Here is a 25,537-nt window from a genome sequence, read left to right as displayed (position 1 = left end):
TCCGCGAGATGCCGTGTCCGGTACGCGACACGCCGGAGAACCCGTACCGGAGCGGCATCTCGCGGCGGGTCCGCAGAACCGGCCCGAGCGGGCCGTGCGGGGGCGTGACGGCGGAAGTCCGCCCCGCGAGGCCCCGGGCCTATCCTGTTCAGGTGAAGATCCTCGTCCTCGGTTCGGTGCCCGTGAGCACGCCATCATCACGGCTCTCCTCGCAGAGGAGGAGCAGCACGAGATCATCGCCGCGCCCGGCAACGCGGGCATCGCCCGCGACGTCGAGGTGATCCACTTCGACACCAACAGCCTCCGCGCCTGGTCACCGACTTCGCCGTCGAGCAGGGCATCGAGCTCGTCGTCATCGGCCCCGAGGCGCCGCTGGTCGCCGGAGTCGCCGACGCCCTGCGCCAGCGCCGCATCCCCACCTTCGACCCGAGCAGGGCCGCCGCCGCGCTCGAGGGCTCGAAGACCTCCGCGAAGCGCGTCATGGACATGGCCCGCGTGCCCACCGGCCGCTGCCGTCCGGGTCTCGACTTCGTCGACGCCAACCGCGCGTCATCGACGAGTTCGGCGCCCCCTACGTCGTCAAGGCCGACGGCCTGGCCGCCGGCAAGGGCGTCCTGGTGACGGAGTCGCGCAGCGCCGCCGTCGCGCACGCCGAGTTCTGGCTGCAGTCGGGCGACGTCCTCATCGAGGAGTTCCTCGCCGGTCAGGAGGTCTCGCTCTTCCTCCTCTCCGACGGCCACGACGTCGTCCCGCTCTCGCCCGCCCAGGACTACAAGCGCCTCGCGGACGGCGACGAGGGTCCCAACACGGGCGGCATGGGCGCCTACTCCCTGCCCTGGCTCGCCGACCGCTGGCAGAGCGAGCGCGCCTTCGTCGACGAGGTCATCGACACCGTCGCCATCCCGACCATCCGCCAGCTCGAGCGCGAGCGCACGCCTGTTCGTCGGACTCCTACTGCGGCCTCATCGTCACCGACGCCGGCATCCGCGTGATCGAGTTCAACGCCCGCTTCGGCGACCCCGAGACGCAGGTCGTCCTGCCCCGCCTCGCCTCCCCTCTCGGCGCTGCTGCTCGCCGCGTCCACGGGCTCGCTCGCCTCCGTGCCGTGGCCCGCCTTCACCGAGGAGGTCGCCGTCACCGTCGTGCTGGCCAGCGAGGGCTACCCCGAGAACTCCGTCACCGGCCGCGGCATCGGCGGACTCGAGGCGGCCGAGGCCGTCCCCGGCGTGACCATCGCGCACGCCGCGACGCAGCTGGTCGACGGGCGCTTCGTCGCCACCGGCGGGCGCGTGCTCAACGTGGTCGCACGCGGCGCGGACTTCGCCGAGGCGCGGGCGCGGGCACTACCAGGCCCTCGACCTGATCCACCTCGACGGCGGGCAGTACCGTCGCGACACGCGCTCAGGGTCGCGCAGTAGCGCGACGCTTCCGCGACGTCGTCCACGCCGCCTTGTGCGGCGTGGGCGGTCGGCCGAGACGGTTGCGTACCGCAGAGCGTCCTGCGCACGGCTCGCCGACAACGCTTGGCACGCGTTCCGGCTTCGCCTCGTCGCGGGGTGCGGGGATTCGAGTGCGCCTCCCGGGACCCGAGCCTTCCGGGACGAGAGCTTCCAGGGACTGATGCCTCCAGGGACCGTGAGTTCCCGGGACTGCTGCCTCCCGGGACCGAGCCCCGCGACGCGGGCCTCCCGGGACTGCTGCCGCCGGGAACTGATGCCTCCCGGGACCCGAGCCTCCGGGACTGATGCCTCCCGCGAACGTTGACTCCGGGACCGATGCCTGCCGCGACCGTTGACTCCCGGGACTGATGCCTGCCGGGACTGTTAGTTCACGGGACTGTGGTTCCGGGACTAGGGCCTGCCGGAATGATGCCCTCGGGACTCGGGCCTTCCGGGGCTGTCGGTTTGCGGAACTGACGGTGCCGGGACTGGGGGCTCCGCGGGCTGAAGCGGTCTGCAAGGGGTGCCTCTCGGGAATGGGGGGTCGCCGGGGTGGCGCCTTCCACGGCGGGCGGAGGCAGCGAGGCTGGGCGGCCGAGAACCGGGGAAGTGGTCGGATCGGGCGCGGTGAGCCTTAGTCGGCGGCGCCGGAGGAGCCGACCGGTCAGGCGGGGGCGGCGACGTCGCGGAGGGCCTCGGCGAGGTCCGGGTGGGCGAAGGCGAAGCCGGCGTCCTCGAGGCGGCCGGGGACGACCCAGCGGCTCTTCAGGAGCAGCTCGGGCTCGGTGCGCAGCAGCAGCATCGCGGGCTCGAGGACGAAGCGCGGGGCGGGCAGGCCGACGCGGCGGCCCACCGCGGCGCGCAGCAGGCGCGACAGCTCCGTGTTGTCGCTGGGATTCGGCGACGCGAGGTTGAACCGGGCCCTCGAGCGGACTCCTCCAGGAACAGGATCGAGCGGAACACGTCCTCCACGTGGATCCAGCTGAAGCGCTGACGACCGCGCGTGGGCCGGTACTCGTGGTGCACGCCCGCCTCGCGGCGATCGCGGGTCGCAGGCCAGCGGCCGTCGTACTGCGGACCGCCGAGACCCAGGCGCGCGAGGCGCAGCAGGATGCCGGTCGCCGGTCCGTCGCCCAGCACGATCGCCATGCGCAGCGCGATCCGGCGGGTGGCGGGCGTGTCCCTCGCGGAAGAACTCCGCCTCCCAGGCCGTGGCCACGTCGACCGAGAAGCCCTCGCCGATCACGCCGTCGCGCTCGGTGTTCGCGCGCTCCTCCTCGTGCCGGTAGATCGTCGCGGTGCTCGGGTTCATCCAGACGTGCGGCGGAGTCGCGGCCGCCGCGACCGCGCGGTGCAGCTCGGCGGTCGTCTCGACGCGCGAGCGGAGGATCTCGGCGCGATTCGCGGCCGTGTAGCGGCAGTCGACGCTCTTCCCGCGAGGTTCACGAGCAGGCGCGCTCTCGTCGACGGCGCGGACGAGCCCCGCGGAGTCGCCCCAGCGGGCGTCGGGACCCGAGCGGCCGATACGGCGCACGCTCCAGCCCTCCAGCTCGAAGCGGCGGGCGAGATCGGTGCCGAGGAAGCCGCTCGCCCCCGCGAGGACGACGACGGGGCGCTGCGCGGTGCTCATCGCCCCATCGTGCCGCACGGCACTGCGCGACCGGTGCGCAACCGAGGGTGAGCGCGGCTCGGGCCCGCTCCAGCGCAGGCCCGGCGCCATCCGACCTCGGTTACGGACGCGCCACGGCGCGAGCGGCCCGCACCGCACCCGCCAGCCGCCCCGCGAACCCGGGCGGCACCTGCTCGGGAAGCGCATCGACCGCGAACCAGGCCACGTCCTCGCTCTCCTCGCTCACCGCGACGGGGGCCGACGGGTCCGCGATCGCGCCGTAGCCGACGTCCCAGTGCCGGGCGCACCGGCCGAAGCCGTCGCCGAGACCGTGCCGGTCGACATCCAGCGGCAGCGATCCGAGTGGAGTGAGCGCCGCGACTCCGCTCTCCTCGCGCGCCTCGCGCAGAGCAGCCTCGGCGACGGAGGAGTCGCCGGGCTCGATGTGCCCGCCGAGTTGCACCCAGAACCGGCCCTTGCGGTGGAAGCAGAGCAGCACACGGTCGAGCCCCGGCGAGAGCACGAAGCAGCTCGCGGTGATGTGCTCGGGACCGAGCGAGCGCTCCAGAGCCTGCTCGCCGTGCTCGGCGAGGAACGCAGGTACTCGGCGCGGAGTGCCGAGAGCCGAGCGGGGGCCGCCCACTCCTGCAGATCGAGGGCGAGAGCGGCGGCGCGGGGGATCACCCCGCGAGCGTAGACGAGACGCCACCTGCAGCGGCACCCGGGGGAGGGCCGTGCAGGTGGCGTCTCGGCGGAGGGGATCAGACGGCGAGGCCGGCCAGTCCTTCGCGGTCGACGCGGCGGTGGAAGCGCATACCGGCGAGTCCGCCGAGCACGGCCGCGATCAGCGCGACGACGAGCGCGGCGAGCGCGGTCAGGACCGCGGCGATCGTGGCGTCGCTCCCGTCGAGCGGGATGCGGGGAAGCTGCTGACCGCCGAGAGCAGCTGCGTGCCTCCGGTGATCGCCGAGGCGATGCCGACGAGGATCGCGACCACGACGGCCCACGCCCAGACGGCCACGCCCTGCTTCGCTCCGTTGAAGCGCGCCATGCGGCCCGCGACGTAGCCGCCGGAGTAGTAGGCGACGAAGAGGATGACCAGCAGCGCGATCGCGCCCACCCAGCCGAAGGCGACCGGGTCGGCGGCGAGATCGGCGGTGACGTCCTGCGTGCCGACGACGGCCGCTCCGATCGCCGTGACCAGGGCGGTGAGGATGACCGCGAGGCCGGTCGCGGCGAGCCAGCCGAAGAAGGCGCAGCCGATCTTCAGCCCGCCGAAGCGCTCGCGCTCGCGGTCGTGGATGTCCTTGCGGGCGGCGGCCCTGGCCTGCTTCGCCTCGGCGGAGTCGGGGGCGACCGGCGCGCGGTGCTCGGGGGCGCTCGACGAGTCGGACCGGTCGGACCGGTCCGGAGTGCTCGTCGAGGTGGTGCTCGAGGTGCTCCCGCCCTGCGGGGCGGTCTCGAAACGGCGCGTCTCTCCGGCGGCGTGGGCCGTCGTGTCGTCGCGTCGCGGGTCGCTGCTGTCGCGACCGGAGTCGGTGGGGATGCTCATGACGACCTCCTGGGGGACCGCCGACGGAGTTCGGCGGTGAGGCCAGTCGAGCGCCCTGCGGGGCCTCGGTGTCGCGGGCTTGACGGCGAGCGGCAGCGCTCGGATCCGGCCGTTCCGGCGCGGGCCCGACGCCTCGTGCGGCCCCGGAGGGGCGTCAACCCCCTGCGCTCCCGCGCCGGCGTCGGCTTCCATGGAACGACCCACCCACCGACACGAGAGGGAGAGTCATGACTCCGGAATCCCCTGAGCAGACACCGCCCGGCACCGAGGCGGAGCTGACCCCGAAGGCCGACCACGGCGAGCAGAGCTACCGCGGCACCGGCCGACTGAGCGGCAAGGTCGCACTCGTCACGGGAGCCGACAGCGGCATCGGCAAGGCCGTCGCCATCGCGTTCGCCCGCGAGGGCGCCGACGTCGCCGTCTCGTACCTGGACGAGCACGAGGACGCCGAGGACACGGCGAAGTGGATCCGCGAGGCCGGCCGGGAGGCGCTGCTGCTGCCCGGCGACCTGCGCGACCCCGCGCACTGCCGCGAGATCGTCTCGAGCACCGTCTCGACGCTGGGCCACCTGGAGGTGCTCGTGAGCAACGCGGCCTTCCAGATGAGCCACGAGGAGATCACCGACATCCCCGACGAGGAGTGGGACCGCACGATCGAGACCAACCTCGGCGCCTACTTCCACCTGGTCAAGGCGGCGATCCTGCATCTGCAGCCCGGCGCGTCGATCATCGCGACCAGCTCGGTGCAGTCGGACCAGCCGTCCTACCAGCTGCTCCCCTACGCCGCCACGAAGTCGGGGATGCTGAGCATGACCGCCTCGTTCGCGCAGGTTCTCGGCGAGAAGGGCATCCGCGCCAACGCGGTCGCCCCCGGCCCGATCTGGACCCCGCTGATCCCCTCGACGATGCCCCCGGAGGCGGTCGCCTCCTTCGGCGAGAACGTGCCGCTGGGCCGCCCCGGCCAGCCGGCCGAGGTCGCGCACGCCTACGTCCTGCTCGCGTCCGACGAGGGCAGCTACATGAGCGGAGCGACGATCGCCGTCACCGGCGGGAAGCCGATCCTCTGATTCCGCTCACGAGCGCTCACCCGCAGGTTCCTGGGATAGGTTCCTGCGGGTGAGCGTGCACATCCGCAGCATCGAGACGGCCGTCCCCGCGACGGTCCTCCGCCAGTCCGACGTGCGCGATCTCTTCGCGTCGCAGGACGGCATCACCCGGCTGGGCTCGAGGATCCTCGGTGCCGCGTTCGACGCGTCGGCCATCGACTCCCGGCACACCGTCGTCGACGAGCTCGACCGCGAGGTGCGGGAGGGCGCGAGCGCCTTCTACGACGCCCGCTCGAACGCCGTCCTGAACCCGGGCACCGCCGAGCGCAACGCGCTCTACGCGGCGCGCGCTCCCGAGCTCTTCGCCGACTCCGCCCGCCGCGCCCTCGAGGCGGCGTCGCTCACCGCCTCGGACGTCACCCACGTCGTCACCGTGTCGTGCACCGGCTTCTACGCGCCCGGCCCCGACTACCAGCTGGTCCGCGCGCTCGGCCTCTCGCCGTCGACCCAGCGCTTCCACCTCGGCTTCATGGGCTGCTACGGCGCCTTCCCCGGGCTGCGCGCCGCGACGGCGTTCTGCGAGGCGGACCCGGACGCGGTGGTCCTCGTCGTCGCCGTCGAGATCTGCACGATCCACCTCACCTCCTCGAACGATCCCGAGCAGATCGTCGCCACCTCGGTCTTCGCCGACGGAGGGGCGGCGGCCGTCGTCACCGCGCGCGCCCCCGAGCCGGGTGCCGCGGTCCTCGAGATCGACGCGCTCGACACGACCCTCACCCCCGAGGGCGAGAACGAGATGGCCTGGACCATCGGCGACCACGGCTTCACGATGCGGCTGAGCACCTACGTGCCCGCGATCATCGGCCAGAACATCACCGGGGCGCTGGCTCCGCTGCTGGGCGAGGCGGGCGCGGGCGGCGTCCAGCGCTGGGCCGTCCACCCGGGCGGCCGCAGCATCCTCGACCGCGTGCAGACCGCGCTCGGGCTCGACGACGAGCAGATGCACCCGTCGCGCGAGGTGCTGCGCACGAACGGCAACATGTCGAGCGCCACCGTGCTGTTCATCCTGCGCCGCCTGCTGCACGGCGAGGCGGCCGACGGCGAGCGGATCGGGGCGATGGCCTTCGGACCGGGCCTGACCGTCGAGATGGGCCTGCTGACGAAGCGGGGCGGGAGTGAGGGCTCCCTCGCTCCCGACCTGCGGCACCGCGAACTCGACGCCCGGGAGCTGATGGACGACCCGGACTGCGATCGCACGCTGCTCGACGCGACCTACGCGCGCTTCGGCGCCGTGAACCGCCTGGTCTCGGGCTGGCGCGGGCTGTACCGCTCGCGCCTGCGCACCCTGCTGAACCGCGACGAGCCGACCCGGCTGCTCGACATCGGCTCGGGCGGCGGCGACGTCGCACTCGCCCTCGCCGGCTGGGCGCGGGAGGACGGTCTGCGGCTCGCGATCACGGCCGCCGATCCGGACGAGCGCGCCTACGCCTTCGCGACCGCCCGACCCGGGACGCCCGGCGTCGAGTTCCGCCGGGCGAGCAGCTCGGAACTGGTCGACGAGGGAGCCGAGTTCGACGTCGTGGTCTCCGAACCACCTGCTGCACCACCTGACCCCGGAGTCGCTCGCCTCGCTCCTCGAGGACAGCGAGCGCCTCGCCCCCCGCGCGCTGCACAACGACATCGAGCGCTCGCGCCTGGCGTACACGGCCTACTCCGTCGCCACCCGCCCGCTCGCCGCGGGCTCGTTCCTGCACTACGACGGCTCGCTGTCGGTGCGGCGCAACTACACCGCTGCCGAGCTGCGCGCGGTCGCGCCCGCGGGCTGGAGCGTCGAGCGGGCGGCTCCGTACCGGCTGCTGCTGACCCGGGGCCTCGCGGAGTGAGCGCCGGTCGCGCTCTGATGCGCGCCGCCGCGGCGAGCTACGCGGCCAACTGCGCGCTCGGCACGCGCCGTGGCGACCGGTGCCGTCCGGACCGGGCGCTGGCACTGGATCCACCACGCGCTGTACATCGCGACCTCGTCGCTGGCGGCCGCGGCGTTCGTCGCGCTGCTGCGCTCGGAGCCGAGGGCCGCCGCCGCGCTCGCCCCGGCGGCGCTGCCGCTCGCGGTCGTCCCGTTCGCGGGGACGCGCGGACGCCGGCATCCTGCGATCGCGCTGGCCGCGGCTCCGTTCGTCGCCGCCGGGCTCGTGCTCTCGCGGCGGCGCTCAGCGCCCTCGCAGCGCTGACGGTCGGCGCGGGGTCAGCGGGGCGGTCCGGCCTTCGGGTCGTTCGACCCCGACTCGCGCTTCTGGGTGCGGAAGTACTCCCACGCGGCGAGCGCCAGGATCGCGAGTCCGCAGACGATCGTGATGATGTCGGGGACCGAGACGTCGCCCTGCATCGCCGACGAGATGCCGGAGCCGAGGATGAGGACGCCTCCGATGAGGTAGAAGACCACTCGGGAGTTCTTCATCGGGCACCGCTCCTGTCGGCCCGCCGAGGCGCGGGCTCGGAAATCGTACCCGGTCCAGCCCCGTGCCCCTTCCGGGGCGAGTGGGCGGGATGAGGGCATGGACTTCCTCGACGTCGTGCGTCGCCGCTCGACCACCAACGGACCCTTCCTGCCCGACCCCGTCTCCGAGGAGCACCAGCGCCTCCTCATGGAGGTCGCGGGCCGTGCTCCCTCGCAGCTGAACAGCCAGCCGTGGCGCTTCGTGCTGATCGAGGAGCGGGACACGATCGAGCGGATCGCCGAGATCAGCGGCTCGAGCATGACCACCGCCATGTCGAACGGCACCTTCTTCGAGCGCTACAAGCCCTACTTCCGCTTCAGTCGGGAGGAGATGGAGCAGCGCCGCGACGGCATGCTGTTCGACAAGCTCCCCGCTCCGCTGCGCCCCTTCACCAAGCAGGTGTTCACCAAGCGCGGGCAGCTCCTGATGAACTCGCTGCGCGTGCCGCAGACCCTCGGCGAGGAGAACCGGAAGCTCGTCGCCGGGTCGCCGCTCCTGCTCGGCGTGATGCTCGACCGCTCCGAGTACCGGCCGGGCGAGCTCTCCTCCTTCTACTCCGTGTTCAGCATGGGCGCGGCGATGGAGAACGTCTGGCTGAGCACTGTGGAACTCGGGATGGGGATCCAGTTCGTCTCGTTCCCGATGGAGGTGCCCGGCGCCTGGGCGCGCATCGAGTCGCTCCTGGCGGTGCCGGACGAGCTCGAGCTGATGGCGGTCTACCGGCTCGGCTACCTGCCCCCGAGCAGCGGCGACCGGCGATCGACTGGTCCTCCCACCAGCGGAAGGCGCCCTCGCAGTACGTGTTCCGCGGCACGTGCGCGACTCCGCAGACCGGATGGGACGAGGACTGACTGCCGCACCCCGCGCGGGGTGTCAATGGGGGTACGGCGTGTCTCCCGGCCGATTCCCGCTCGAGCGGGAGCAGCGGATACCTTCCCAGCGGAGCCGTCCGCGCCGGGCCGCCCGCTGACACGAAGAGGGGCCCGTGGCCACTCTCATCTACGGACCGCAGAACCTCGAGATCGAGTTCGAGGAGCGCGTCCTCGCCCACCTGAAGGTCGCCGTGCTCTCGAAGCTGCGGCGCAACGAGGCGTTCTCCCTGTCCTGGGCCGAGGACGCCTCCACCGGCCACGGCCGCAGCTCCGTCTGGCTGCACCCCGCGGTGCCCTGCACTTCCGCTTCCGCGAGGCCCACGCCCAGAGGGCTCAACCGCGCCTGGATCGAGCAGATGCTCAGCGCCGCGAGCATGCGCGGCGAGCTCGCAGTGACCCCCGAACCGGAGGAGTCGCGCGGCTGACAGGACCGAACCGCTTCGCCCGGCAGTCAAGCCCATCCCCCGATCAGGGGCCGGATCCTAGCCTGAACTGACAGCGCCGGTCGATACTGACCGTGCGCGTCACGGACGGAGACGACGATGACCGAGACCGCGCGAGCGACCGGATTCAGCACCCTGACCACTTCCGGACCGGCCACCCCCGCACCGTTCGCCCGCAGGGCCGCGGCCGACGTGCGACGGCTGCCCGACTCGGTCACGACCTCGTCGCAGCCGGTCATCGGCTCGCGGATCACCGTCAACGGACGCGAGTTCGTCGTCGAGCTCGACATGGCCGGCATCTTCCTGCGCCAGGTGCGCCGCAGCCTCCGCGCGGGCGACGGCGGACTCGTGCTGCTGCGTCACGTCGACGGGATCGAGATGATCCCGATCACGCGCCGCACGCCCTTCGAGGTGACCGACATCGTGTGCCCCGAGGGCGTCGAGCCGTCGGCGGCGCGTGTCGAAGCGGGTCTGCGAGCGGGCTGACTCCCCCGACGTCGACGGGGAGAGGCGACTGTCCGCCTCTCCCCGTCCGACGTTCTGCGCGTCCCCCGCTACTGAGTGGGCAGCGACGCCTCGATCAGCGAGACGATCCGCGGGTCGTCGGGCTCGACGGTGGGGCGGAAGCGGTGCACGGTGCCGTCGGCCGTGACCAGGAACTTCTCGAAGTTCCACTTCACCTTGCCCGCCTCGCCCGCCTCGTCCTCGGCCTTCGTCAGCTCCGCGTAGAGCGGGTGCGCGGACTTGCCGTTCACCTTGACCTTCTCGAACATCGGGAACGTCACGCCCCACGTCGTCGAGCAGTACTCCTTGATCTTGTCCTCGTCGCTCAGCTCCTGCAGGAACTGGTTGCTGGGGAAGCCGAGCACCGTGAATCCGCGGTCGCCGTAGGTCTTCTGCAGCTCCTCGAGCTTCTCGTACTGGGGAGCGAGGCCGCAGCGCGAGGCCACATTGACGATGAGCTTCACCGGGGCGTAGTCGGCGAGGGTCGACGCGGCTCCGTCGATGGTGGTCAGGGGGATGTCGGTGAGCACGTGTCTCCTTCGAAGTGGTGGCTCGACGCTACTCGCCGTCGCCGGGAACCCCGGACGGTCCAGGGAACCCGCAGTACTGGGCTCCCCTCGACGGTCCGGGGTTCCCTCGGCGGGTGCGGGGCTCCACGATGAGGAGATGGCATCCGCGCAGCAGCTCGTCTCGGTCGGCGGGCGGCGGCTGAAGCTGACCAACCTCGACAAGCTCGTGTACCCGGAGGCGGGGTTCACCAAGGCCGACGTCCTCGCGTACTACGCGTCCGTCGCCGACGCCCTGCTGCCGCACCTGGCCCGCCGACCCGTCACCCGCAAGCGCTGGGTCGACGGAGTGGGCACGGCCGAGAAGCCGGGCGAGGTCTTCTTCGAGAAGAACCTGCCCTCCTCCGCCCCCTACTGGCTGAGCCGCACGCGCCTCGCGCACAGCTCGCGCCGACGTCGAGTACCCGCTCGTCGACGACGTCGCCGGCCTCACCTGGCTCGCGCAGCAGGCCGCGCTCGAGCTGCACGTGCCGCAGTGGCGGGTCGGATCCGGCGGCGAGCGCCGCCCGCCCGACCGCCTCGTGCTCGACCTCGACCCGGGCGAGGGAGCCGGGCTCGCGGAGTGCGCCGAAGTCGCGTTCCTCGCCCGCGATCTGCTCGAGGGCATGGGGCTCGAGCCCTACCCGGTGACCAGCGGCAGCAAGGGACTCCACCTCTACTGCCCGCTCGACGCGTCCGCCTCGAGCGATCAGATCTCGGCGGTGGCGCACGAGCTCGCGAAGGCGCTCGAGGCCGATCACCGCGACCTCGTCGTCTCGGACATGAAGAAGACCCTGCGCGAGGGCAAGGTGCTCGTCGACTGGAGTCAGAACAACGCGGCGAAGACCACGATCGCGCCCTACTCGCCTGGGCCGGCTGCGGCCGTCCGCCGCCGCGCCGCGCACCTGGGAGGAGATCGGGGCGGAGGGACTGCGCCATCTCTCTCCGGAGGAGGTCGTCGAGCGCCTGCGCGAGCGGCGACCTGCTGCGCCCGCTGCTCGCCGCGCGGGAGGCGGGTCTCCGAGCCGACTCCGGAGCGCCTCTCCGGGTTCGCGGCGACCGACGCCTCCGCCGACCGCCTCGCCGCCTACCGCAGTATGCGCGACGCCGCGAAGACGCCCGAGCCCGTCCCCGAACCGGGCACCGGAGCGACGTCGTCGGGCGACTCGTTCGTGATCCAGGAGCACCACGCGCGGCGCCTGCACTACGACTTCCGACTCCGAGCACGACGGGGTGCTCGTGAGCTGGGCCGTGCCGAAGGGGCCGCCGCTCGAGGGCGACCCGAATCGGCTGGCGGTGCAGACCGAGGACCATCCGCTCGAGTACGCGACCTTCGAGGGCACGATCCCGGCGGGCGAGTACGGCGGAGGCGAGGTGCGGATCTGGGACGAGGGCACGTTCGCGCTCGAGAAGTGGCGCGAGGGCGAGGAGGTCATCGCGGTGCTGACCGGGCGGCCCGACGGCGGGCTCGGCGGAGAGCCGCGCCGGTACGCGCTGCTGCACACGGGGGCGAAGGGCGGGCGCGGGGACGAGAAGAACTGGCTGCTGCACCTGATGCTGCCGGGGGCGCACGAGGGGCACGGGACCAAGGGCCGGCCGGCGGCCGGGAAGGCGCGGGCCGCGAAGGCGACGACGGCCGCCCTCGACGAGTCCCCGGTCGAGACCGGGCACCGGAGCCGCGCCGCGAGTACCGCCCCATGCTCGCGACCAAGGGCCGCCCGCTCGACATCGGCGACGACTCCGCCGTCGAGATGAAGTGGGACGGCTACCGCGCGATCGTCCGCGTGCAGAACGGCGCCGTGACCCTGACCAGCCGGAACGGCAACGACCTCACCCCCGCCTTCCCCGACCTGCACGCACCGCTCGCGGAGGCCGCCGGCGACGCGGTCCTCGACGGCGAGATCGTCGCGCTCGACGCCCGCGGACGCCCCGACTTCGGCGCCCTGCAGACCCGCGGCGGCCTGACGAAGGCGCGCGAGATCGAGGCCGCCGCGCGCTCCACCCCGGTGCATCTGATGGTGTTCGACCTGCTCGAGCGCGCCGGCGAGGACCTCACCGCCTCCCCTACTCCGCTCGCCGCGAGGCCCTGGTCGAGCTCGTCGCCGAGAACGAGCGCGTGCACGTGCCCGACGTCTTCGACGGCGACCTCGACGAGGCGATGGCCACCAGCCTCGCGCTCGGCCTCGAGGGCGTCGTCGCGAAGCGCCGCGACTCCCGCTACCGGGTCGGCGCGCGCTCGGGCGACTGGATCAAGCTGACCCACCACCGCGTGCAGGAGGTCGTGATCGTCGGCTGGCGGCCCGGCGAGGGCGGCCTGCAGGGCTCGGTCGGCTCGCTGCTCACCGCGATCCCCGGCGAGGACGGCCGCCTCGCCTACTCCGGCCGCGTCGGCACCGGCTTCAGCGACCGCGAGCGCCGCGGCCTCGTCGCCCGTCTCGGCGAGCACGAGACGGACGAGCCCGCCGTCTCGGTCCCGCCGCTCGACGCCCGCGGCGTGCACTGGGTCGAGCCCGTGCTGGTCGGCGAGGTCCGCTACCGCGAAGCGCACCTCCTCCGGCACCCTGCGCCAGCCGGTCTGGCGCGGCTGGCGCGCCGACAAGTCCGCGAGCGAGGTCCGCGCGGAGTGACGCGGCCGGCGTGAGCGTCCGCCTCCGCCGAGTTGCCCGGAAAGGTCCCCGGCACGCCGCCGACGCCGACCGATTCGGGCAACTCGTTTCGCGAAGGTCAGCTTGACCTCGAAAGAAGTCAGGTGCAGCAGAGTCCGCAGCGGACCATAGGCTTCGGTGGTGATCCGCCGCGCCGCTCCCCTCGCCCTGGCCCTCCTCCTTCTCTCGGGATGCTCCTCGACAGCATCCGAGACGACGCCCGCCGAAGCCGGAACGGAAGCGAGTCAGCCTGCGGCCGCCCCGCTCGACCTCACCGGCACGTGGACCCAGTCGAACAAGAACTCACCGGACAGCTTCCAGACCGCGACGATCACCGACTCCGCGATCACAGTCGAATGGGTTTCGGACGGTGGAGACACGACCGCCCTCTACTGGGCAGGGACGTACGCGGCACCGACCGACGCCGGGACCTCGTACACCTGGGACTCCCAGAACGACACGACGCAGACCGCGACGGCGATGCTGGCGTCGAGCGACGCCACGAAGACCTTCAGCTACGACGACGACGTCATCAGCTACAAGGTGTCGGCCCTCCGGAGTGACGACGACCGTCGAGCTGGCACGCGACTGAGCTCTCGCGGAGGGCGCGCGTCGGTCACTCCTCCCGAGCGTGCTCCGGCAGCGTCCCCAGGCGGTGGCGCCCGCGCAGCAGGTACCAACCCAGTCCGACCACCACGACCACCGCGACCGCGATCAGCGCGATGTACTGCAGCGCCCCCGCGTCGCCGTACACCTCGACGCGCGGCCAGGCCAGGTTGACCGTCATCGCCGCACCCCACAGCACCGCGACGACGTTCACCGGCAGCCCCAGCCGCCCGAGCGAGAACGAGCCCGTGACGCGCGGCCACTCCCCGCGGAGGCGCCGCACGAGCAGCGGCACCGTGACCAGCAGGTACGCCAGGTAGATCAGCACCACCGCCACGCTCGTCACCGCCGTGAAGATCTCGGGGGTGCCGATGTTCACCGCCAGGATCAGCACCGCGAGCACGCCGATCACGATCGCGGGCGCGAGGGTGCGTCGCCGCGGATCGATGCGGGCGAGCACCGCGCTGCCCGGCAGGGCGTTGTCGCGCGCCATCGCGAAGACGAGTCGGATGCCCGCCGTGTGCACCGCGAGCGCGCAGACCGTGATCGCGACCACGATGCAGAGCAGGAAGACGGTGCCGAGCGGCCCGCCGAGCGCCTGCAGCACGATCAGCTGCAGTCCACCCGAGCCTCGCCGAGCGCCGGGTCGGCGAGGTCGGGCGCCGCGAGGATCCCGAGCAGCAGGATCAGACCGCCCAGCACGAACGACGCGATCACGGCGCGGAGGATCGCGGCCGGGCCGGTCCTGCGCGGATCGACCGTCTCCTCCGCGAGGGAGCCGGCGGTGTCGAAGCCGTACATCACGTAGGCGGAGGCGATGGCCGCGATCAGGAAGGCGCCCGCGTAGCCGCCCGCGTCCCCGTAGCCCGTCGTGTCGAGCAGCACGGTCGGCGGATTCACGACGCTCGCCGCGAGGACGATCACCAGCAGCACGGCCGCGATCAGCTCGATCAGCACTCCGGTGCTGTTGATCCGCGCCATCAGCTTCACGCCGACCGCGTTCACGAAGGTCGTGAAGAGGATGAGGATCGCGCCCCAGATCACCGCGCTGACGCCGAAGCTCGCGCCCGTGCCGTCGCCGACGAGCTGGAAGCCGCTCCAGATGCGCGGCAGCGTCGCCTGGTACGCGAGCACCACGGCCGCGAGCGTGACGACCGAGGCCGTGGCCATCATCCAGCCCGCGAGCCAGCCGACCGTCGGGCCCGCGATCCGCTTGCTCCAGTTGTAGACGGAGCCGGCGACCAGGTAGCGGCCGGCCAGCTCGGCGAAGCAGAGCGCCACGGTCAGCTGACCCGCGAACACGATCGGCCACGACCACCAGTAGGCGGGCCGCCGAGTCCGAAGCCGAAGTAGAAGAGCTGGAACGTGCCGGTCAGGATCGAGATGTAGCTCACTCCCGCCGCGAAGCTGCCGAAGCGGCCGATTCCGCGCCGCAGCGACGGCCGGTAGCCGAACTCGGTCATGCCGTCGTCGGTGGGGCGCTGGCCGGTCGCGGTCATGGCGGTCTCCTCCTGCGGGGGCGCCGAGCGGCGGCACCTGAGTCTGGCGCGTCGGCAGCCACGGCGGGCTCCCCCGTTCAGGCCGATCGCGATTGGACGTTCTGCGGCTCCGACGCACTCGGAGCAGCGGGAAGTGGCGAACGGCGGGCAGCGGCACCGCACTCGACGCCCGTCGGGCCCGCGGACCCGCGTCGATACCCTCCCCTGCTACGGTGCCGCCGGGGAGAGGGGTCAGCGGATGAGGTCTCGAACGTTCCAGGCCGTCGGCGCGGTGCTGCTGATCGGCAGTGCGATGAGCGGATGCGCGACCGCGAGCGGCGGAGGCTCTGACAGGATCGCTCCGCCCGACCAGCTGGCGTGCAGCACGTACTACAACCCGGTCAGCGGAGCCGAGAACGACCAGGAGGCCGTCGCGCTCCCCGTCGACCCCGGAGCCTCGGCGACCGCCGCCCACCCCGAGATCACCCTCACCCGTCTCCTACCCGAGCGATGACTACGAGGGCACGTCCGTCTCGATCGCGGCGTCCGACGCGGAGGGTCGTGAGCTGATGCGGATCCTCTACCAGCTCGACGCGACGACCGACGCGTTCCGGACCGAGTACGCGGGCGGTCACGGCTTCACCGGTCTGCACTACCGTGTACAGCGCGGGCGCCGAGCTGCAGTTCTGGTGCGGCGCGTAGCCCCGCCGGGACACCGCGAGGCACCCGCCGCCTCCCGCGCCACACCTGAGAGCCGCTCTCACACTTAGGGTAGCCTACCCTCATGCAGCCTTCACCGAGACTCCGTTCCGCCCTGCCCCTCGCCGGCCTCGCCGTCGCCGCACTCGCCCTCTCGGCGTGCTCCTCCGGCGCGTCCGAAGCCGCCCCGGCCACCGTCGAGACGATCGTCGTCGAGAACGCGAAGCCCACCCTCGTCCTCGTCGACGAGAACGGCGAGCAGTCGTACCAGGAGGACCGCGAGACCGCCCGCGCGTCGGTCGAGGTGCCCGCCTCCCCCGAGGCCGTCGTCACCTTCGACATCGCCACGCTCGACACGCTGCACACGATCGGCGCCGGAGACGCGGTCGTCGCGATCCCCGACGTCACGCTCCCCGACTACCTCTCGGAGTACGCCGACCTGCCCAAGGTGGGCACCCTCTTCGAGCCGGACTTCGAGGCCGTCGCCGAGCTCGCAGCCCGACCTCATCGTCACGGCGGCGCGCAGCACCGGCCAGTACGACGAGCTGTCCGAGATCGCGACCACGATCGACCTGACCGGCAGCTACGCCGGCACGTCTCGACCCGGCCGCAGCCCTCGAGCGCGCCACGCAGCTCGGCGAGATCTTCGAGCGCGAGGACGAGGTCGCCGAGCAGGCCGCCGCGACCGAGGGAGCCTCGTCGAGTCCATCACCGCCGACGCCTCGCACCGCCCTCGTCCTCCTCGGTCTCGGGCGGCGAGTACGGCGCCTTCGGCGAGGGCTCGCGCTTCGGCTACTTCTTCGACGGCCTCGGCTTCACCCCCGCGGTGGCCGCGGCCGAGCTGCCCGGAGCAGAGGGCTCCCCGCACGGCGACACCGTCACGAACGAGTTCATCCTCAGCGCCGCTCCCGAGTGGATCTTCGCGTTCGACCGCGGTGCCGCGACCGGTGAGGGCAGCACCGCCGAGCAGACCCTCGACAACGCGCTCGTCGCCCAGACGCCCGCCGCGCAGGACGACCACGTCGTGCTGCTGCCCGCGAGCGAGCTCTACATCGTCATCAACGGCCTGACCGCCGTGCAGAACGTGCTCGAGACCGTGCACGACGCGATGCAGAGCTGACCGGAGCCGCTCCCGAGCGTGACCCGCCCCTCCCCCGCGCGCTGATCGTCGCGGGGACGGTCCTCGTGGCCGTCCTCGCGGCGATCTCGCTGTTCCTCGGCGTCGCCGAGCTCGACCTGTTCGTGCTCGTCGAGAGCCGCCTCCCCCGCACCCTCGCCCTCGTGCTCGCCGGGTCGGCCTTCGCCGTCACCGGCCTGATCATGCAGCTGCTCACCCGCAACCGCCTCGTCGAGCCGGGCACGACCGGAGCGACGGATGCCGCGACCCTCGCCCTGCTCGCGGTCCTCCTCCTCGCCCCCGAGCTGCCCGTCGGAGCGAAGGCCGCGCTGGCCGCGCTCGGCGCCCTCGCGGGCGTGCTCGGCTTCCTCGCGCTCGCGCGCCGCATCCCGTCCCGCTCGAGCGTGCTCGTGCCGGTCGTCGGCATCCTCTACGGCGGAGTGATCGGCGCCGTCGCCGCGTTCGTCGCCTACCGCACCGACACCCTCCAGGAGCTGCTCAACTGGGGCATCGGCGACTTCTCGGGCATCCTCCGCGGCCGCTACGAGATGCTCTGGGTCGCCGCGGCCGCCGCGGCGGTCGCCTGGATCGCGGCGGACCGCTTCACCGTCGCCGCCCTCGGCGAGGACACCGCGCGCGGTCTCGGCCTCGACACCCGGGCGGTCATGCTCACCGGCGTCGTCATCATCGCCGCGGTCACCGGAGTGATGATCGTGGTCACCGGCGCGCTCCCGTTCCTGGGTCTCATCGTCCCCAACCTCGTCAGCAGGATGGTCGGCGACAGCATGCGCCGCTCCGTCCCGCTCGTCGCGCTGCTCGGAGCCGCGCTGGTCCTGGTCTGCGACCTCATCGGCCGCACGGTCCGCTTCCCCTTCGAGCTGCCGATCTCGCTCGTGATGGGCGTCGTCGGCGGAGTCGTCTTCCTCCGCCTGCTCATCGGCCCGGCCGACACCGCGCGCCGCCGCCGGCGGAGCGTCGCCCCGTGACCGCGCTGCGCTCCCCTCCGTCCGCCTGGCGCTACTGACGGCGCCGCCGCCGTCTCGATCGCGCTCTACCTGCTCACCGATCTGCCCGGGAAGTGGGAGTACGCCCTGGGCCTCCGCGGGCGCACCGTGCTGGGCATGGTCATCGCCGCCGCGGCCATCGGAGTCGCGACCGTCCTGTTCCAGACCGTCACGGCCAACCGCATCCTCACCCCCGGCATCATGGGCTTCGACGCCGTCTTCCTGATGATCCAGGTGGTGAGCGCGTTCGCGATCGGCCCCACGATCCTGGTCGCCGCGCCGCCGCTCGCCTCGTGGCTGGTCGAGCTCCTGCTGATGGCCGGCGTCGTCGTCGCCCTCTACTCCTGGCTGTTCGTCCGCCGCAGGCTCGACCTGCACGTGATCGTGCTCGCGGGCCTCGTGCTCGGCGTGCTGCTGGCGGTCGGTGACGTCGTTCCTGCAGCGGCTCCTCGATCCGGACACCTTCGCGATCGTGCAGAACCTGACCTTCGCGAGCTTCACCTCGGTCGACCGCGAGCTAGCTGCTGCCGACCGGCCTCGTGGTCGTCGCGGCCATCGCGTCGCTGTGGCCGATCCGCCGCCTCCTCGACGTGCTCGCCCTCGGCGAGGCGACCGGCGGTGTCGCTCGGAGTCGAGCACCGCAGGGTCGTGCTGCACGACGATCGTCGCGATCGCCCTCATGGTCGCCGCGTCGACCGCTCTCGTCGGGCCCGTCGCCTTCTTCGGGCTCATCGTCGCGAACGTCGCCTACGGGGCGGTCGGCCACCGGCACGCGCGCAGCATCCTCGCGGCGGTGGCGATCGGAGTCGTCGCGCTGGTCGGCGGGCAGCTCGTGCTCGACCGGGTGCTCGGCTTCGGCACCGAGCTGCCGGTCGTCGTCGAGTTCGTCGGCGGCGTCCTCTTCATCCTGCTCGTGCTCACCGGAAGGGCTCGCTGACATGATCCGCACCACCTCGGTCACCACCCGCCACGGCCGCACCCTCGCGGTCGACGGCGTCTCGCTCGAGCTCGGCACCGGCCTCACCGCGATCATCGGGCCCAACGGCTCCGGCAAGCCGACGCTGCTGTCGACCATCGGGCGCCTCCTGAAGGCCGAGAGCGGAGCCGTCTCCGTCGACGACCTGGACGTCGCGACCACCCGCTCCCGCGACATCGCGAAGCGCCTGGCGATCCTCCGCCAGGACAACCACTTCGCGATCCGCCTCAGCGTCGACGACCTCGTCGCCTACGGCCGCTTCCCGCACGGAGGAACGGGCCGCACTTCGAGATCGCGCCCTCGTCGACGCCGCGATCGACGCCCTCGATCTGGGCGCCGTCCGCGAGCGCTACCTCGACGAGCTCCGGGAGGCCAGCGCCAGCGCGCCTCGTGGCGATGGCCCTCGCGCAGGACACCGACCACCTCCTCCTCGACGAGCCGCTCAACAACCTCGACCCGCGCCACGGCGTCGTGCTGATGAAGCTCCTGCGCCGGCTCGCCGACGAGGCGGATGACCGTGGTCGTGGTCCTGCACGACATCAATGTGGCCGCGCAGTTCGCCGACGACATCGTCGCGATCCGCGACGGCCGCGTCGTGCACCACGGCCCCGTGGCCGAGGTGCTGACGGCGCCGCACCTCGAGGCGCTCTACGACACCCCGGTCGCGGTCGAGCCGATCGCCGGCCGGCACGTGGTGCTCTGGCTCTGAGCCCTCAGAATCCCGCAGCCAGGAGAGTTGCTGCCGCGCCGACAGCGCCCAGAACGGCGAGGAGGACGAGCGCGATCGGCGCGGACGCCGGCCGTAGGAGACACGATGCGCACGCGGCGACCCCGCCGACGACGACGGCCGCGACCCACCCGAGTGCTCGCGACGCCCGGAGTCCCGCGGTCGGGCACAGCTGGACTCCGTTGCACGCGCGGCACCGAACCGACCATGAGCACCGCGAGAACGAGGAAGCAGCACACCACCGCGGCCGTCACCGCGGCCCGCGTCCCGGATCTCCGCATCCCTCGATCCTTCCCCCGATTCGTGCGGGACGGTCGCCTGGCGCGTCCTGCGCGATGACACGTGCGCGACCTGTGCTTCGCCACCGCCGTGTCTGACACTTCTCGCTGCTCCGCACCCGCAGAAGCAGCGGATCCTGCCGAACGGCGTCGGAACGACGAACGGGGCGCCCCTCGCCCCGCACGCAGCGGAGGAGGGACGCCCCGTCCCGGAAAGCGCCGAGCGTCAGCTCGTCGGGCGCCAGCAGATCCGCGTGGTGCACCTCGGCCAGCTCGGGTGCGCGCGCAGGCGGTAGCGCAGCGCGTTCTCGCCGTACGTCCGAGGATCGGGCTGTTGGTCGGGTCGACCGACAGGCCCGACTTGAGCTCCTCGGCAGCGGCAGCGAGGGCATGGTCGCGTCGAGCGAGGGGTTGAAGAAGTACGGGATCGAGATGCGGTCGGTGCCGATCAGCGGCGAGATCACGCGGTGCAGCGTGGCCTTGAGGTAGCCGCCGGTCGCCAGCTCGAGCATCTCGCCGATGTTGACGACGAACGCGCCGGGAAGCGCGGGCGCCTCGATCCACTCGCCGTCGTGCTCGACCTGCAGTCCGCCTCTTCCGGGCTCGACCAGCAGCAGGGTCAGCACGCCGCCGTCGCGGTGCGCGCCGACGCCCTGCTTGGGCTCGGGGTCGGAGGTGCCGGGGTAGCGGACGACCTTTACCAGGGGGAACGCCTTCTCGGCGAAGGCCTCGTCGAAGACGTCGGCCGGCGCGTCGAGGGCGACCGCCCAGGTGCGCAGGAGGCGGATCGCGACGGCGGCGAGCTCCGCGTGCCAGCGCTCGAAGAGGGTGCGGAACTCGGGCAGGGCCTCGGGCCAGAGGTTCGGGCCCTCGAGGCGCTGGTAGTCCGGCACGTCGGGGCCGGCCGGGACGACCTCGCGCTCGATGCCGATGTCGACCTGCTCGCGGTAGTCGACGTCGCCGTTGGTGAGCTCGGCGCCGAAGCGGGTGTAGCCGCGGAACTGCGGGCTGGCCGTGTTCTCGATCGCGAGCTTGTCCTCCTCCGGGAGGTCGAAGAAGCGGCGGGAGACGGCGACGACGTCGTCGAGGAGCTCCTGCGGCACGCCGTGGCCGACGAGGTAGAAGAAGCCCACGTCGTGCGTGGTCTCGCGGAGGTCGCGGCGGAAGGCGGCGGCTTCGTCCTCGCCCTGGTCGAGACGGGAGAGGTCGAGGATCGGCAGGGAATCGGTCATGGGGAAAGCCTTGCGCAGTTCGCCTTCTCCGGAGCGATTGTTACGACAACCAGCGAAGACCCAGCAAGCGCACGGAGGACCGTGGTCCCCGAGCGCCTGCCGGGCCTTCAGCGTCGCCGAGTGTTACGGCGAACGAGTGCCGCCGAGGATCACGGCGTGGGCATGCCGCCGTTGACGTGCAGCGTCTCGCCGACGACGTAGCTCGACTCGGGCGAGGCGAGGAACACGTAGGCGGGAGCGAGCTCCGCCGGCTGGCCCCAGCGTCCGAGCGGCGTCTGCGAGCCGACCTCGGGCAGCTTCTCGGGCGGCTGGCCGCCGGCCGTCTGCAGCGGAGTCCAGATCGGGCCGGGTGCGACGACGTTCACGCGGATGCCCTTGGGAGCCAGCCGCTGCGCGAGCGCCTTCGAGAACGTGTTGATCGTGGCCTTGGTGCTGGCGTAGTCGACCAGCGTCGGCGACGGCTGGTAGGCCTGGATCGACGAGGTGCTGATGATCGAGGATCCGGGGGCGAGGTGCGGCAGGGCCGCCTTCGTCATCCAGAACATCGCGTAGACGTTGGTCTTGAAGGTCTCGTCGAACTGCTCGTCGGAGAGCTCGAGGAAGTCCTCGACGAACTGCTGCTTGCCGGCGTTGTTGACGAGGATGTCGAGGCCGCCGAGGCCCTCGACCGCGGTGGCCACCGCGCCGACCGCGAAGTCGTGGTCGGTGATGTCGCCGGGGATCGCGACCGCGGTGCGGCCGGCGTCCTCGATCAGCGCGACGACCTTCTTCGCGTCGCTCTCCTCCTCGGGGAGGTAGACGATCGCGACGTCGGCGCCCTCGCGGGCGTAGGCGATCGCGACGGCCGCGCCGATCCCGGAGTCGCCACCGGTGACGAGCGCCTTGCGGCCGGTCAGGCGGCCGGAGCCGCGGTAGGTCGACTCGCCGCGGTCGGCGAGGTCGTCCATCTTCGAGTCCAGGCCGGAGCCCTCCTGGTACTGCTCCTCCGTGTCGATCTCGGAGTACATCTTCGTCGGGTCCTGGAACGTGTACTGGTCTGCAGTGCTCTCGGAAGTCATTCTTCGACGGTAGGCGCGCACCCCTGCGAGCGCCGGTGGTTGACAGCGGAACGCTTCCGAGAGAGCGCTCCGCGCAGGCGCGCCGGAAACCGGGAGAATGGAGGGGTGACCGTCTCCTTCGACTCCTCCACCCCGCTCCCCGGCTGGCAGCACGCCTACTCGGGCAAGGTCCGGGACCTCTACACCCCCGAGGACGCCGATCCGGTGCTCGGCGCCGACCGCATGCTCGTCGTCGCGAGCGACCGCGTCAGCGCGTACGACCACGTCCTCGAGCCGGGCATCCCCGGCAAGGGCGAGCTGCTCACCGAGCTGTCGATGTGGTGGTTCCACCAGCTGAAGGACGTTCCCAACCACCTCGTGCGCGGTGCGATCCCGGAGGCGGTGGCCCGCCGGGCGATGCTCGTCACCACGCTCGACATGTTCCCGATCGAGTGCGTCGTGCGCGGCTACCTCTCGGGCAGCGGCTGGAAGGAGTACCGCGCGAGCGGCACGGTCTGCGGTGTCGAGCTGCCGGAGGGCCTGTCCGACGGCGATCGCCTGCCCGAGCCGATCTACACGCCCGCCTGGAAGGCCCGCAGGGCGAGCACGACGAGAACATCACCTTCGAGCGCACCGTCGAGATCGTGGGCGACGAGGCCGCGGAGGCGCTGCGCACCCTCTCGCTGCACGTGTACGAGGAGGCGGCCACGATCGCCCTGGCACGCGGCGTGATCCTCGCCGACACGAAGTTCGAGTTCGGCGTCGACGCCGACGGCCTCGTGACGCTCGGCGACGAGGTCCTGACGAGCGACTCCTCCCGCTACTGGGACGCCGACGAGTACGAGGCGGGCGTCCGCGGCCAGTCCTTCGACAAGCAGATCGTCCGCGACTGGCTCAGCGACAACTGGGACGGCCAGGGCCTCCCCGACGCTCCCGCACGAGATCGTCGAGCGGACCGCCGCCCGCTACCGCGAGCTCATCGAGCGCCTGACCCGCTGAGAACCCCTCGGAACGACCCGTGAACGACGAGCGCACCCGCGTCCGACTGGACACCGGTGGCGGAGACCCCGAGGAGGCCCGCCACCGCCTCGCCGTGCTGTACAACGGCGAGGAGTGGTCGGCGCTGCCCACCGACTCCGCCTTCTCGTACCGGTACGCCGCACTGGGCGACGCCGCGATGACCCTGCGCACCTCCCGCATGACCGGCGACCTGCAGGGAGCCGTCGGAGTCACGGACGAGGTGGTCGTGCAGTGGATCGTCGCCGGTCGCGCGACGGTCGACGACGGCCAGGAGCCGATCGCCCTGGTGCACGGCCGGCCGCAGCTCTTCCCCGTCGGCCGCTCGTTCGCCTTCGAGTACGTCGACTACGAGCAGAAGCTCGTCCACCTGGGGCGCTCGGCGGTCGAGAAGGTGGCGGCCGAGCGGGGTCTGCTGGGGCCGCTGCGCTTCGACCACCGCGCCCGGCCGACCGCGGACGCCGTGCAGCACTGGCGCCGCGCGGTGTCCGCATCGGCCCAGGCCCTGCGGAGCGAGCGCGTCAGCCACCTGCTGTGGGACGAGCTGACCCGGGGCACGGTGTCGGCGCTGCTCGAGCTCTACCCTCCGGAGGCGGCGGTCGCCCCGCCCGAGCTCCTCCTGCCGCGGAACGCGCGACTGCGCACCGCCGTCGAGTTCATCCACGCGCACGCGTCCGAGCCGATCGGGCCGACCGAGGTCGCCGCGTCCGCCGGGCTGAGCGTCCGCGGACTGCAGTCCGCGTTCCAGCGGGTTCTCGACGTGCGCCCCATCGCCTACATCCGCCTGGTCCGCCTCGACGCGGCGCACGCCGAGCTCGCGGCGGCGGATCCGCGCACCAGGAGCGTCACGGAGATCGCGCACGCCTGGGGCTTCGGCAATCCCGGGCGGTTCAGCTCCGCGTACCTCGCCCGCTTCGGCGAGTACCCGAGTGCCACCCTGCAGCGCTAGGCGAACGAGGATCCGGACGCCGCGGGCCGTGCGAGAAGGCCGAGCGGAGCACGCGGGATCAGGCCTGGGACGCGACCAGGGGCGGCGGGTGACCCTCGAGGATCGCGCTCACACCGGTCAGCAGCGCGGCGAAGCGCACCGCCTCCTCGTCGGGGATGCCGGCCGAGAGCGTGCGGATCGCCCCGTACGTCGGCACGTCCGTACCGCTGATCGCGCTCCGGGCGCTGTCCGTCAGGCAGAGGATGCGGCCGCGGCCGTCGGAGGGGTCCAGCACCCGGTCGACGTATCCGGCACGCGCCAGCCGATCGATCATCAGCGAGACGGCCGCGGTCGTGATGCGGATGGCCGCGGCCAGGTCGACCGCGCGCACGATCTCGTCGCGATCCGCGCCGAGTCCGATCAGCCGGAGCGCGGCGAGATCCGTGGTGCCGATGCCGAGGCGGGCCTCGACCCTGCCGTCGTACTCGCGCTCGGCCGAACGGAGTCGGGTCAGCAGCGAGAAGAGATCGGGGCGGGCTTCCATGCGGTGCGCCTTCCTGGGCCGGGGCAGGCGCCCCGGCGGGTACTCGCTCCCTCCATAGAAGCACCTCGGACCGCCTCCGATGCCGTCTGTACCGAAAGCGCACTGAGCCCATCATTCATTAGCTAACCGACTTAGCGAGTACCTAGAGTCCAGGGAGACGCTGCGGGATCCCCGACCTGAGCGCCCCGGAAGAGGAAGGCAGCGTGATGGGTCGCCTGCTGTACGGAACGCCGCCGAGCGCTCACCCGTTCGACGACCGTGCGCTCGCGCATCTGCAGCTCGTCGTCACGGCCAAGCTGCGACGCAGCGAGGGCTTCATCCTGACGATCGAGGCCGACGACTGCGGCAAGCACAGCGAGCTGTGGCTGCACCCCGCGATCCCGCTGCAGTACGAGTACGACGCCCCCGTCGGCCCGGAGGTCAACGCGCACTGGCTGCGCGAGCTCTCGGCCGCCGCGAACGGGCGCCGCGGCCTGCACCTCCTCCCCGAACCCACGACGGAGATGGACCCGTCCCGAGCGAGGACGGCACACGCATGAGCGATCACAACGGCACACTCTTCCGCCGAGGCGGCACGGTCCGCTTCGTCCGCTGGGTCTCCTCGCGCGACGGCGGCTGGGCGCCCGAGATCGTGCAGGGCCGCTACCTCGAGCGCGACGACGCCGGCTGGCTCGTCGAGGTCGACGGCACCCCCACCGTGCTCGCGAAAGACGACTGGGCCGTCTACCGCTGAGCGCGCGCCCG

25 protein-coding genes and 7 pseudogenes are annotated in these 25,537 nt (G+C 72.3%); 22 read left to right on the top strand and 10 right to left on the bottom strand.

Going from position 1 to position 25,537, the window contains the following annotated elements; all coding sequences use genetic code 11:
• Positions 1-152: 152 nt before the first annotated feature.
• A pseudogene (purD, locus tag AC0CII_RS17390) lies at positions 153-1,395 on the top strand (phosphoribosylamine--glycine ligase); the annotation flags it as partial.
• A 708-nt stretch (positions 1,396-2,103) separates the two neighbouring features.
• Here purD and AC0CII_RS17385 read toward each other — a convergent pair.
• The 3 genes and pseudogenes from AC0CII_RS17385 to AC0CII_RS17375 form a co-directional block, all read right to left on the bottom strand.
• Positions 2,104-3,069, bottom strand: a pseudogene (locus AC0CII_RS17385) (epimerase).
• A 100-nt stretch (positions 3,070-3,169) separates the two neighbouring features.
• Positions 3,170-3,769, bottom strand: coding sequence for an NUDIX hydrolase (locus tag AC0CII_RS17380; protein ID WP_465230158.1), 600 nt, complete (start codon positions 3,767-3,769; stop codon positions 3,170-3,172).
• A gap of 153 nt (positions 3,770-3,922) precedes the next feature.
• A complete protein-coding gene (locus AC0CII_RS17375; RefSeq protein ID WP_465230157.1) occupies positions 3,923-4,600 on the bottom strand; it encodes a hypothetical protein in 678 nt (225 codons plus the stop codon).
• Between the two features lie 227 nt (positions 4,601-4,827).
• Here AC0CII_RS17375 and AC0CII_RS17370 point away from each other — a divergent pair, with 227 nt between their 5' ends.
• The 5 genes and pseudogenes from AC0CII_RS17370 to AC0CII_RS17350 all read left to right on the top strand — a co-directional run bounded on the left by AC0CII_RS17370 (position 4,828) and on the right by AC0CII_RS17350 (position 9,942).
• The gene (locus AC0CII_RS17370; protein ID WP_465230156.1) at positions 4,828-5,667 is read left to right on the top strand and encodes an SDR family oxidoreductase; all 840 of its coding nucleotides are present in this window, start codon (positions 4,828-4,830) and stop codon (positions 5,665-5,667) included.
• 49 nt (positions 5,668-5,716) lie between these two features.
• Positions 5,717-8,194: a 3-oxoacyl-[acyl-carrier-protein] synthase III C-terminal domain-containing protein gene (locus tag AC0CII_RS17365; protein WP_465230155.1), complete on the top strand. Its 2,478-nt coding sequence runs from the start codon at positions 5,717-5,719 to the stop codon at positions 8,192-8,194.
• A 4-nt stretch (positions 8,195-8,198) separates the two neighbouring features.
• Positions 8,199-8,992: pseudogene (locus AC0CII_RS17360) on the top strand (nitroreductase family protein).
• A 134-nt stretch (positions 8,993-9,126) separates the two neighbouring features.
• Positions 9,127-9,438: a DUF7882 family protein gene (locus tag AC0CII_RS17355; protein WP_465230154.1), complete on the top strand. Its 312-nt coding sequence runs from the start codon at positions 9,127-9,129 to the stop codon at positions 9,436-9,438.
• Positions 9,439-9,555: 117 nt separating this feature from the next.
• Positions 9,556-9,942, top strand: a complete 387-nt coding sequence (locus AC0CII_RS17350) for a hypothetical protein (RefSeq protein ID WP_465226979.1) — start codon at positions 9,556-9,558, stop codon at positions 9,940-9,942.
• Positions 9,943-10,010: 68 nt separating this feature from the next.
• Here AC0CII_RS17350 and AC0CII_RS17345 read toward each other — a convergent pair whose 3' ends face one another.
• Positions 10,011-10,490 (bottom strand): glutathione peroxidase, encoded by a 480-nt coding sequence (locus AC0CII_RS17345; protein ID WP_465226980.1) that lies wholly within the window; start codon positions 10,488-10,490, stop codon positions 10,011-10,013.
• On the opposite strand from AC0CII_RS17345, the pseudogene ligD reads away from it, so the two are divergent.
• The 4 genes and pseudogenes from ligD to AC0CII_RS17325 all read left to right on the top strand — a co-directional run.
• Positions 10,462-11,314, top strand: a pseudogene (gene ligD / locus AC0CII_RS17340) (non-homologous end-joining DNA ligase LigD); the annotation flags it as partial. The gene AC0CII_RS17345 and the pseudogene ligD sit on opposite strands and share 29 nt — an antisense overlap.
• A 424-nt stretch (positions 11,315-11,738) precedes the next feature.
• Complete coding sequence (locus tag AC0CII_RS17335) at positions 11,739-12,260, top strand: DNA polymerase ligase N-terminal domain-containing protein (RefSeq protein ID WP_465230974.1); 522 nt, start codon at positions 11,739-11,741, stop codon at positions 12,258-12,260.
• Positions 12,203-12,702: pseudogene (locus AC0CII_RS17330) on the top strand (ATP-dependent DNA ligase); the annotation flags it as partial. The gene AC0CII_RS17335 and the pseudogene AC0CII_RS17330, both read left to right, overlap by 58 nt.
• 72 nt (positions 12,703-12,774) lie before the next feature.
• A complete protein-coding gene (locus AC0CII_RS17325; RefSeq protein WP_465230973.1) occupies positions 12,775-13,146 on the top strand; it encodes an ATP dependent DNA ligase in 372 nt (123 codons plus the stop codon).
• 620 nt (positions 13,147-13,766) lie between these two features.
• Here AC0CII_RS17325 and AC0CII_RS17320 read toward each other — a convergent pair.
• From AC0CII_RS17320 to AC0CII_RS17310, 3 genes are read right to left on the bottom strand one after another with little or no spacing between them, the layout of a single operon-like run.
• A complete protein-coding gene (locus AC0CII_RS17320; RefSeq protein ID WP_465230153.1) occupies positions 13,767-14,363 on the bottom strand; it encodes an amino acid permease in 597 nt (198 codons plus the stop codon).
• Positions 14,364-14,365: 2 nt separating this feature from the next.
• Positions 14,366-15,058: an amino acid permease gene (locus AC0CII_RS17315; protein ID WP_465230152.1), complete on the bottom strand. Its 693-nt coding sequence runs from the start codon at positions 15,056-15,058 to the stop codon at positions 14,366-14,368.
• Positions 15,040-15,255 carry a hypothetical protein gene (locus AC0CII_RS17310; protein ID WP_465230151.1) on the bottom strand — a complete coding sequence of 72 codons (216 nt, stop codon included), beginning with the start codon at positions 15,253-15,255 and terminating at the stop codon, positions 15,040-15,042. Before AC0CII_RS17310 ends, AC0CII_RS17315 begins: the two co-directional genes overlap by 19 nt.
• Before the next feature lie 238 nt (positions 15,256-15,493).
• On the opposite strand from AC0CII_RS17310, the gene AC0CII_RS17305 reads away from it, so the two are divergent.
• The 8 genes and pseudogenes from AC0CII_RS17305 (at position 15,494) to AC0CII_RS17270 (ending at position 19,739) form a co-directional block, all read left to right on the top strand.
• Complete coding sequence (locus tag AC0CII_RS17305; protein WP_465230150.1) at positions 15,494-15,748, top strand: hypothetical protein; 255 nt, start codon at positions 15,494-15,496, stop codon at positions 15,746-15,748.
• A 55-nt stretch (positions 15,749-15,803) separates the two neighbouring features.
• A complete protein-coding gene (locus tag AC0CII_RS17300; protein ID WP_465230149.1) occupies positions 15,804-16,004 on the top strand; it encodes a hypothetical protein in 201 nt (66 codons plus the stop codon).
• A 14-nt stretch (positions 16,005-16,018) separates the two neighbouring features.
• Positions 16,019-17,053 (top strand): ABC transporter substrate-binding protein, encoded by a 1,035-nt coding sequence (locus tag AC0CII_RS17295; RefSeq protein WP_465230148.1) that lies wholly within the window; start codon positions 16,019-16,021, stop codon positions 17,051-17,053.
• A complete protein-coding gene (locus AC0CII_RS17290; RefSeq protein ID WP_465230972.1) occupies positions 17,050-18,036 on the top strand; it encodes an iron chelate uptake ABC transporter family permease subunit in 987 nt (328 codons plus the stop codon). Before AC0CII_RS17295 ends, AC0CII_RS17290 begins: the two co-directional genes overlap by 4 nt.
• Before the next feature lie 135 nt (positions 18,037-18,171).
• Positions 18,172-18,411: pseudogene (locus AC0CII_RS17285) on the top strand (iron chelate uptake ABC transporter family permease subunit); the annotation flags it as partial.
• Between the two features lie 67 nt (positions 18,412-18,478).
• The gene (locus AC0CII_RS17280) at positions 18,479-18,991 is read left to right on the top strand and encodes an iron chelate uptake ABC transporter family permease subunit (RefSeq protein ID WP_465230147.1); all 513 of its coding nucleotides are present in this window, start codon (positions 18,479-18,481) and stop codon (positions 18,989-18,991) included.
• Between the two features lies 1 nt (position 18,992).
• The gene (locus AC0CII_RS17275) at positions 18,993-19,508 is read left to right on the top strand and encodes an ATP-binding cassette domain-containing protein (protein WP_465230146.1); all 516 of its coding nucleotides are present in this window, start codon (positions 18,993-18,995) and stop codon (positions 19,506-19,508) included.
• A gap of 33 nt (positions 19,509-19,541) precedes the next feature.
• On the top strand, positions 19,542-19,739 hold the full coding sequence (locus AC0CII_RS17270; protein ID WP_465230145.1) for a hypothetical protein: 198 nt from the start codon (positions 19,542-19,544) through the stop codon (positions 19,737-19,739).
• A gap of 268 nt (positions 19,740-20,007) precedes the next feature.
• Here the strand turns inward: AC0CII_RS17270 and AC0CII_RS17265 are convergent, their stop codons facing one another.
• Both AC0CII_RS17265 and AC0CII_RS17260 read right to left on the bottom strand, forming a co-directional pair.
• The gene (locus tag AC0CII_RS17265) at positions 20,008-21,267 is read right to left on the bottom strand and encodes an isopenicillin N synthase family dioxygenase (RefSeq protein ID WP_465230144.1); all 1,260 of its coding nucleotides are present in this window, start codon (positions 21,265-21,267) and stop codon (positions 20,008-20,010) included.
• 149 nt (positions 21,268-21,416) lie between these two features.
• A complete protein-coding gene (locus AC0CII_RS17260; RefSeq protein ID WP_465230143.1) occupies positions 21,417-22,325 on the bottom strand; it encodes a glucose 1-dehydrogenase in 909 nt (302 codons plus the stop codon).
• A gap of 105 nt (positions 22,326-22,430) precedes the next feature.
• Here AC0CII_RS17260 and AC0CII_RS17255 point away from each other — a divergent pair.
• Together AC0CII_RS17255 and AC0CII_RS17250 are read left to right on the top strand one after the other, a co-directional pair.
• Positions 22,431-23,303, top strand: a pseudogene (locus AC0CII_RS17255) (phosphoribosylaminoimidazolesuccinocarboxamide synthase).
• A 19-nt stretch (positions 23,304-23,322) separates the two neighbouring features.
• Positions 23,323-24,270: an AraC family transcriptional regulator gene (locus AC0CII_RS17250; RefSeq protein WP_207406309.1), complete on the top strand. Its 948-nt coding sequence runs from the start codon at positions 23,323-23,325 to the stop codon at positions 24,268-24,270.
• Positions 24,271-24,328: 58 nt separating this feature from the next.
• Here AC0CII_RS17250 and AC0CII_RS17245 read toward each other — a convergent pair whose 3' ends face one another.
• A complete protein-coding gene (locus AC0CII_RS17245) occupies positions 24,329-24,793 on the bottom strand; it encodes a MarR family winged helix-turn-helix transcriptional regulator (RefSeq protein WP_207406310.1) in 465 nt (154 codons plus the stop codon).
• Between the two features lie 206 nt (positions 24,794-24,999).
• Between AC0CII_RS17245 and AC0CII_RS17240 the strand changes: the two genes are divergently transcribed.
• Entirely contained in the window at positions 25,000-25,332 is a 333-nt protein-coding gene (locus tag AC0CII_RS17240) for a DUF7882 family protein (protein ID WP_465228094.1), read from the top strand.
• On the top strand, positions 25,329-25,526 hold the full coding sequence (locus tag AC0CII_RS17235) for a hypothetical protein (protein WP_207406312.1): 198 nt from the start codon (positions 25,329-25,331) through the stop codon (positions 25,524-25,526). The genes AC0CII_RS17240 and AC0CII_RS17235 overlap by 4 nt, the downstream gene beginning before the upstream one ends.
• The last annotated feature ends 11 nt before the right edge of the window (positions 25,527-25,537 follow it).

It is taken from the genome of Rathayibacter sp. AC182, assembly GCF_979253875.1.
This window is presented reverse-complemented; position numbering and strand designations above follow the sequence as displayed.